Below are 7,055 nucleotides of genomic sequence, written 5' to 3' on the forward strand. Positions count from 1 at the left end.
TATGTCTCTCACCCCTGAACTGTCTCCCAAGCCGCGCCTGCTGATCGTCGGCGGCGGCTACGCCGGGTTCCATGTCGCCCGCGAGCTGCAGAAGAAGGTCGCCGAGCGCGGCGGCGTCGTGACCGTCGTCGACCCCCGACCGTACATGACGTACTACCCGTTCCTGCCCGAGGTCGTGGGCGGCCACATCGAGGGCCGCCACGTGAACGTGGACCTGCAGACGCACCTCAAGGACGCCGAGGTCGTCCGCGGCGCCGTCGTGTCCGTGGACCACGCCGGCCGCACCGCCGTGGTGCGCGGCGAGGGCGGCGACGAGTTCGAGATCCCGTACCAGGACATCGTGATGACCGCGGGCGCCGTGACCCGCGTGTTCCCGATCCCGGGTCTGGGCGAGCAGGGCATCGGTCTGCGCTCGGTCGAGGAGGCCGTCCAGCTGCGCAACCAGATCCTGGAGCGCCTGGACGCCGGTTCCCTGATGACGGACGCCGAGGAGCGCAAGCGTGCCCTGACCTTCGTGGTGGTGGGCGGCGGCTTCGCCGGGATCGAGGCCATCGCGGAGATGGAGAACCTCATCCGCAACGCCGTGGAGCGCAACGAGCGCCTCTCCCAGTCGGAGATCCGGATCGTCCTCGTCGAGGCCATGGGCCGCATCATGCCCGAGGTCTCCGAGGAGCAGGCCCAGGGCGTGGTGGAGCACCTGAAGGACCGCGGCATCGAGGTCCTGCTCAACACCTCGCTGGGCGACGCCACGGACGGCGTCATGAAGCTCGTGGCCATGCCCTCCAAGGAGGAGGCGGAGACCTTCGCGGCGGACACCCTCGTGTGGTGCGCCGGCGTGGTGGCCAACTCCGTGGTCAAGAGCACCGACTTTCCGGTGGACGACCGCGGCCGCGTGGAGGCCACCCCCACCCTGCAGATCAAGGACGGCGAGGCCGGCGCGCTCGAGGGTGCGTGGGCCTGCGGCGACGTCTCCGCCGTGCCGGACCTGACCGGGGCCGGCCCGGGCGGCTTCTGCGTCCCGAACGCCCAGCACGCCATCCGTCAGGCCAAGCGTCTGGCCGCCAACTACATGGCCGTGCGCCACGGCGAGGGCGAGGTGCAGGAGTACGTGCACAAGTCCCTGGGCACCGTGGCGGGGCTGGGCTTCGGCCGCGGCGTGGGCAACCCGCTGGGCACCAAGATCGCCGGCATCCCGGCGTTCCTGGCCCACCGCGGCTACCACGGCTACGCGATGCCCACCCTGGAGCGGAAGTTCCGCATCCTGTCCGGCTGGGTCGCCGAGACCCTGTTCGGCCGTGACTCCACCTCGGTGGCGGGCCTGGACACCCCGTTCAACCCGTTCCGCCGCGCCGCGGGCGTCGAGCTCGAGCCCGGCCGCTTCGAGCGGCAGCGGGCCCTCGAGTCCTCGAAGGGCTGATCCCGCAGCCAGCGGGCCGCCGGCCCCGTCCGAGCGCATCGGGCGGGGCCGGCGTCGTCCGCACCCGGGCCCGCGTCCACGGGCCCGCCACGCCCCCGTGGCCCAACTGGCAGAGGCGGCCGACTTAAAATCGGCGTGTTGCGGGTTCGAGTCCCGCCGGGGGCACCACGCGTCTCCCCGCGCGCCTCGCTTCTGCGCCCACCGTGAACAGCCGGTGAACCGGCGCGGATCCACGCTCCGACCCCGCGCGCGGACACAGACCTCCCGATAGGATCGTGCTGAACCCCGGGGCACGAACGCGGCTCACTGCGGCGGCGTGCGACCGGGCCGACTCGACCCGAAGGAGTGAGCCGTGGCGAATCCGGTCATGAACTCTCAGAACTTCCAGCAGCAGATGCAGGGCGGCGGACAGGCGCAGCCCGGTTGGTACCAGGGCGGGCAGCAGTCCGCGCAGTCCCCGTACGGCCAGCAGCAGAGCCCGTACGGCCAGGCCCAGGCGTTCGGCGCCGGCCAGGCGGCCCAGCAGTACGCGCACCAGCAGTCCATGGAGGACGCCTTCCGCGCGCCCTCCGCCGGCCCGGAGCAGACCGGCCGGATGACCTTCAACGACGTCGTCGGCAAGACCGGCCTGATGCTCGTGCTCGTCGTGGTGGCGGGCGCCGTGGGCTGGTTCTCGCCGGGCCTGATGATCATCGGCGCGATCGCCGGCCTCGTGCTGGGCCTGGTCAACGCGTTCAAGCGCGAGCCCTCGCCCGTGCTGATCATGGCCTACGCCGTGGCGCAGGGCCTGTTCCTGGGCGGCATCTCGGCGTTCTTCGAGGGCGCCTACCCGGGCATCGTGGTGCAGGCCGTGCTCGGCACCTTCTCCGTGTTCGCGGTGATGCTGGCGCTCTACACCTCGGGCAAGTTCCGCCCGACCCCGCGCATGACGAAGATCGTCATGGGCGCCATGATCGGCTACCTCGTCTTCATGCTCGTCAACCTGGTCCTCACCTGGACCGGCATCGGCAACATGCGTGAGGGCGGCCTGGGCCTGATCATCGGCGCGATCGCCGTGCTGCTCGCCGCGTACTCGCTGACGATGGACTTCGAGATGGCCGCCGTGGGCGTGAAGAACGGCGCCCCGCAGAAGTACTCCTGGTCCGTGGCCTTCGGCCTGACCGTGACCCTGATCTGGCTGTACATCGAGATCCTGCGCATCGTCGCCATCCTGCGCGGCAACGACTGACCGGCGCCCCGTCCCCGCACGGAGACCCGCACCGCCGCCCCGGTCCTGCACAGGGCCGGGGCGGTCTGCGTCCGCGAGGGCGTAGATTGAGGGGGTCCCTCGCCGCCACTCAGGAGGTTTCGTGACCGAGACCAGCGACCTGCCCGCCTTCGGGGCTCCGGACGCCACCGGCACCCAGCACTGCCTGCACCGCGGGTCCGCGGAGGCCGTCGTCGTCGGCCTGGCCGGTGCCCTGCGCAGGTACCGCGTGGGCGGCGTGGACCTGACCGAGCCGTACGGCCAGGACGTGGTCCCGCCCGCCGCCAACGGCATCCAGATGAGCCCGTGGCCGAACCGCGTCGCCGGCGCCCGCTGGATCCTGGACGGCGTCGAGCAGCGCCTGGACGTCACCGAACCCGCGCGCGGCCACGCCAGCCACGGCCTGCTGCGCAACACCCACTTCGTCACCGAGACGTTCTCCGCCCACGCGGTGACCCTGCGCGGTGAGATCCACCCCCAGCACGGCTGGCCGTTCCGGCTCACCCACCGCGTCACGTACGAGCTCGAGGCGGACGGCGGCCTCACCGTCACCGCCGAGGTGCAGAACCACACGGACGCCACCGTGCCCGTGGCGGTCGGCTCCCACCCGTTCCTGCGGATCGGGGACGTCCCGACGGCGGAGCTGAGCCTGCGCGTGCCCGCGGACGCCTGGATCCGCACGGGGGAGGACCTCATCCCCGTGGAGACCCTGCCGGTGGACGGCACCGACCTGGACTTCCGCCGCGGCCGGGCCGTGGGCGAGGCCGCCCTGGACGTGTGCCTCACCGGCCTGACCCCGGACGCCGACGGCCGGCACCGCCAGACCCTGCTCGCCGCGGACGGCCGCGCCGTGACCCTGTGGACCGACCACGCGTTCGCCTACACCCACGTCTTCGTCACGGACCGGCTGCCCGGCCGTGACACGGCACTAGCGGTGGAGCCGCTCACCGCTCCCGCGGACGCCCTGAACTCGGGGGAGGGCCTGCACCGGCTCGCCCCGCACGCCCGCTGGAGCGTCCAGTGGGGTCTGACCCCCCATGTCCCCGACCACCCACACGAGGAGGATCGCGCGTGAGCTCGACCCTGGCGGCCCAGACCAAGATCGACAAGGACGTGCCCTACGGGCTGACGGTGGCCGCGGCCTGGTCCTGGCGGCTGGTGGCCGTCGTCATCGGCATCGGCGTCGTGGTGTACCTGCTGGGCTTCGTGAGCCTCGTGGTGATCCCGATCCTCGTGGCCGCGCTGCTGGCCACCCTGCTGGCCCCGGTGTTCCAGGCGATGCGGCGCATCAAGGTGCCGGGCGTCGCGGCCGCCCTGCTGTGCGTGCTGCTGCTGGTCGTCGTCGTGGTGGGCCTCATGGGGCTCGCCGGTCAGCAGATCGTCCAGGGCTTCGCCCAACTGGGCGGCCAACTGGGCCAGGCCGTCGACGACGCGATCGCCTGGCTGGCCGGCGTGGGCGTGGAGATCCCCCGTTCCGGTGCCGGGCTGGAGGGCCTGTGGCAGACGCTGCGGGACAACTCCGCCACGGTCATGAACAGCGCCGTCTCGTTCGGCTCCACGGCCGTCAACATCGGTGCGGGCCTGTTCATCGCCCTGTTCTCCCTGATCTTCTTCCTCTACGACGGCGACCGCATCTGGCGCTTCCTGCTGATCTTCGTGCCGAAGGCGCACCGGGCCACCGTGGGCCGCGCGGGCCGCTCCGGCTGGCAGTCCCTCGGCTCCTACGTGCGGGTCCAGATCTTCGTGGCGTTCATCGACGCCGTCGGCATCGGCATCGGCGCCCTGATCCTCGGGGTGCCGCTGGCCATCCCGCTGGCCGTGCTCGTGTTCCTGGCCTCGTTCATCCCGATGATCGGCGCCACCCTGACCGGCGCGATGGCGGTGCTCCTGGCCTTGATGTCCAACGGCCTGGTCAACGCGCTGCTCATGCTGGGCGTGGTGCTGCTCGTGCAGCAGATCGAGTCGAACGTCCTGCAGCCGCTCGTGATGGGCAAGGCCGTCGCGCTGCACCCGCTGGCCGTGTTCCTGGCCGTCGCCGCCGGCTCCACCGTCCTCGGCCTGGCGGGCGCCGTGTTCGCCGTGCCGGTGCTGGCCTTCGTGAACAGCTTCGTCCGCGCCCTCACCGCCGACACCCCCGAGGAGCTCACGGAGCGGACGGACCACGCCCTCGAACCGGGCGGCGCGGAGGACGAGGCGGCCGGCTCCCACCGGTACCGCCCCTCGACGCACGAGGACGCCGCCCTCGCCTCCGAGGCCGACGCGGGCACCCGGCACGGGGACGGCGCCTGATGGGCGCGGCGCAGGCCACGGACACCCCGGACCGGACCGTCCCGACGCCGTCGCCCCGGTGGGTGCGGCCCGCCGGCGGCCCGCCGGCCCCGACGGCGCTGCCCGTCACCCTCGAGGAGATCGAGCGGGCGCGCGAGACGCTGCGCGGGATCGCCGAGCTCTCCCCGCTGCAGCACTCCCGGGCGCTCTCCCGGGCCGTGGGCACGGACGTGCACCTGAAGTGCGAGAATTTGCAGCGGGCCGGCTCGTTCAAGGTCCGCGGCGCCTACGTGCGGATGGCGCAGCTGAGCGAGGAGGAGCGCGGCCGCGGCGTCGTGGCCGCCTCGGCCGGCAACCACGCCCAGGGCGTCGCCCTCGCGGCCGCCAAGCTCGGCATCCGCGCCCGTATCTTCATGCCGCACGGCGTCGCCCTGCCCAAGCTGCAGGCCACCCGGGACCACGGCGCCGAGGTCGTCCTGCACGGCTCCACCGTGGACGAGTCCCTCGCCGAGGCGCAGCGGTGGGCCACGGAGACCGGTGCCGTGTTCATCCCGCCGTTCGACGACCCGGCCGTGATCGCGGGCCAGGGCACCGTCGGCCTCGAGATCCTCGACGTGCTGCCGGACGTGGACACCGTGATCATGGGCATCGGCGGCGGGGGGCTCATCGCCGGCACGGCCGTGGCCCTCAAGGAGGCCGCCCGGCGTCGTGGGCGCACGGTGCGCGTCATCGGCGTGCAGGCGGCCACCGCCGCCGCGTTCCCCGGCTCCCTCGAGGAGGGCCGCGTCCAGGTGCTGGAGAGCGTGTCCACCATCGCGGACGGCATCGCCGTCGGCAGGCCCGGGGCCCTGCCGCTGCGGATCGCCGCCGAGCTGGTGGACGCCGTCGTGACCGTCACGGACGACGAGATCGCCGCGGCCCTCGTCCACCTCCTCGAGCGCTCCAAGCTCGTCGTGGAGCCGGCGGGCGCCGTCGGGGTGGCCGCCCTGCTGGCGGGCCGCACGGCGGACCTGGGCTTCGAGCTCGGCACCACCGCCGTGATCCTCTCCGGCGGGAACATCGATCCGATGCTCATGCTGAAGTCCATCCAGGCCGGACTGTCGGCCGCGGGGCGCTATATGACCGTGCGCATCCCGCTGCGGGACCGCCCGGGCGAGCTGGCCACGATCTCACGGATCATCGCGGACACGGACGCCAACGTGGTGCGCGTGGACCACACCCGCGTCGGCCCGGAGCTGTCCATGGGCGGCGCGCACATCACGATCGACATGGAGACCCGCGGCGCCGAGCACTCCGCCCAGGTCCTGGAGGCGTTGCGCGCGGCCGGTTACAGCCCGGCCCCGCTGCCCTGACCGGGCCGGCTCAGGCCGCGGAGCCGGCGGCGGCCGCGGTGACGGTGCCGGAGGTCCCGCCCACCGCGCGGCGCACGGCCTGGACCAGGAGGTCCTCGCGCGTCAGTGTCTCGATGCGGCGGACCATCTCGCGGCGGTCGTAGCGCTCGTGGGAGCCCGGCAGCAGGCGTCGGGCGAGGTTGAGGTGCTGCAGCACGCCGAGCAGGAGCACGTCCTCGTCGGCGGGCTCGGCCTCGTCGAGGACCACGGCGGTCAGGTGCGCCAGCAGCTCGGTGCGCTCGGTGCCCCGGGGGACGTGCCGGGTGGCCAGGAAGGCCTTGCGCTCGGTGAGGCGGCCGGTCTCGGTCAGATGGGCGACGACGGCCTTGCGCAGGTCCGGCTTGCCGGCCGCCACAGTGGACACGAGCGGTCGGCCGGCCAGGGCGTCGACCTGTCCGAGGGAGGAGTCCAGGACGGGGTCGCCGGTGGTGCCGGCCGCGGTCACGAGCACGCGGGCCCGGTCCACGGGGACGTCCTCGAGGGTCACGATCCCGGCGGAGCGGTGGTCGGCCAGCGCGGCGGCCGCGAGGGCCACGCGGTGGTGGGAGGGGCTCTCGGAGAGCCCGTCCTCGCGGGTGAGCAGCAGGTGTGCCTTCTCGACGGTCAGCATGGGGCCAGAGTAGCAACGGGGGCGCGGTGGGACCCGGGACGGGCGGCGGGGGGGGGCCCCCGCGGGGGGCGGGCCCGGGCGCCGCGGCCGGGGGGGGGGGGGGGCGGGGGGGGGGGGGGGGCT

Annotated in this window: 6 protein-coding genes and 1 tRNA gene; 6 read left to right on the plus strand and 1 reads right to left on the minus strand. The window is 73.4% G+C overall.

Translation table 11 applies throughout. The annotated features are described in order from the left end of the window. Position 1: 1 nt before the first annotated feature. The 6 genes from KVS67_RS09625 (at position 2) to ilvA (ending at position 6,283) form a co-directional block, all read left to right on the plus strand. Positions 2-1,417, plus strand: a complete 1,416-nt coding sequence (locus KVS67_RS09625) for an NAD(P)/FAD-dependent oxidoreductase (protein ID WP_036316342.1) — start codon at positions 2-4, stop codon at positions 1,415-1,417. A gap of 91 nt (positions 1,418-1,508) precedes the next feature. Next, positions 1,509-1,585: transfer RNA gene (locus KVS67_RS09630), tRNA-Leu, on the plus strand. Between the two features lie 184 nt (positions 1,586-1,769). After that, positions 1,770-2,645 (plus strand): Bax inhibitor-1/YccA family protein, encoded by an 876-nt coding sequence (locus tag KVS67_RS09635; protein ID WP_036384970.1) that lies wholly within the window; start codon positions 1,770-1,772, stop codon positions 2,643-2,645. Between the two features lie 121 nt (positions 2,646-2,766). Further along, positions 2,767-3,738, plus strand: a complete 972-nt coding sequence (locus KVS67_RS09640; RefSeq protein ID WP_217565291.1) for an aldose 1-epimerase family protein — start codon at positions 2,767-2,769, stop codon at positions 3,736-3,738. After that, on the plus strand, positions 3,735-4,952 hold the full coding sequence (locus KVS67_RS09645) for an AI-2E family transporter (RefSeq protein ID WP_061866919.1): 1,218 nt from the start codon (positions 3,735-3,737) through the stop codon (positions 4,950-4,952). The genes KVS67_RS09640 and KVS67_RS09645 overlap by 4 nt, the downstream gene beginning before the upstream one ends. Continuing rightward, the gene (gene ilvA / locus KVS67_RS09650) at positions 4,952-6,283 is read left to right on the plus strand and encodes a threonine ammonia-lyase (protein ID WP_061866918.1); all 1,332 of its coding nucleotides are present in this window, start codon (positions 4,952-4,954) and stop codon (positions 6,281-6,283) included. The genes KVS67_RS09645 and ilvA overlap by 1 nt, the downstream gene beginning before the upstream one ends. 10 nt (positions 6,284-6,293) lie before the next feature. On the opposite strand, the gene KVS67_RS09655 is transcribed toward ilvA, so the two are convergent. Next, positions 6,294-6,932 carry a GPP34 family phosphoprotein gene (locus KVS67_RS09655; RefSeq protein WP_061866917.1) on the minus strand — a complete coding sequence of 213 codons (639 nt, stop codon included), beginning with the start codon at positions 6,930-6,932 and terminating at the stop codon, positions 6,294-6,296. Positions 6,933-7,055 lie beyond the last annotated feature (123 nt).

It is taken from the genome of Micrococcus sp. GbtcB5 (assembly GCF_019091605.1).
Taxonomy (GTDB): Bacteria; Actinomycetota; Actinomycetes; order Actinomycetales; family Micrococcaceae; genus Micrococcus; species Micrococcus luteus.

Excerpts from the sequence above, each read along its gene's own strand:
- KVS67_RS09625 (WP_036316342.1), top strand. The coding sequence starts at position 2 with ATGTCTCTCACCCCTGAACTGTCTCCCAAGCCGCGCCTGCTGATCGTC.
- ilvA (WP_061866918.1), top strand. The coding sequence starts at position 4,952 with ATGGGCGCGGCGCAGGCCACGGACACCCCGGACCGGACCGTCCCGACG.
- KVS67_RS09655 (WP_061866917.1), bottom strand. The coding sequence starts at position 6,932 with ATGCTGACCGTCGAGAAGGCACACCTGCTGCTCACCCGCGAGGACGGG.